Origin of the sequence: Streptomyces sp. NRRL S-118 (genome assembly GCF_000716335.1) — a bacterium.
Classification (GTDB): Bacteria; Actinomycetota; Actinomycetes; order Streptomycetales; family Streptomycetaceae; genus Streptomyces.
In genome coordinates this window covers 435-1,035 of the sequence record NZ_KL591051.1, presented here as the reverse complement: position 1 = coordinate 1,035, position 601 = coordinate 435, and the positions used below count along the sequence as shown (strand labels likewise).

Annotated in this window: 1 pseudogene; it reads left to right on the top strand. The window is 78.2% G+C overall.

The features are described from left to right. Window positions 1–601 (top strand): annotated as a pseudogene (locus tag IH00_RS44905) (ketoacyl-synthetase C-terminal extension domain-containing protein); the annotation flags it as partial.

Sequence of the window (601 nt, the reverse complement as noted above, 5' to 3'; positions counted from 1 at the left end):
GGCATCAGCGGCACCAACGCGCACGTGATCCTGGAGGAGGCACCGGCCGAGGCCCCCGCCGCGCAGGAGGCGCCCGCCGGGGCCCCGGTGCCGGCCGAGGACCAGGCGTCGGGCGAGGACGAGCCGCCGGCCGGCGGCCTGGTGACCCGGTCGGTGGACGTGCTCCCCGTGCTGGTCTCGGGACGCAACCAGGCGGCGCTGCGGGCGCAGGCAGGGAGGCTGCGGGCGCACCTCGCCGCGCGGCCCGAGGTCCCGCTGCTCGACGTCGGCTTCGCCGCGGCGACGTCGCGGGCACAGCTGGAGCACCGCGCCGCGGTCGTGGCGTCCGACCGGGAACGGCTGCTGGCGGGCCTTGAGGCCCTCGCGGGAGGCGAGCCCGCACCGGGGGTGACCGAAGGCCGCGCGATGGGCGGCAGGACGGCGGTGCTGTTCACCGGCCAGGGTGCCCAGCGGGCACGCATGGGCGCGGAACTGGCGGAATGCTTCCCGCGGTTCGCCGAGGCCCTGGACGAGGTGTGCGCCGAGCTGGACCCGCGGATCGGGCGGCCGGTCCGGGAACTGCTCGACGCCGAGGAGGGCTCCGACACGGCGGCCCTGCTGG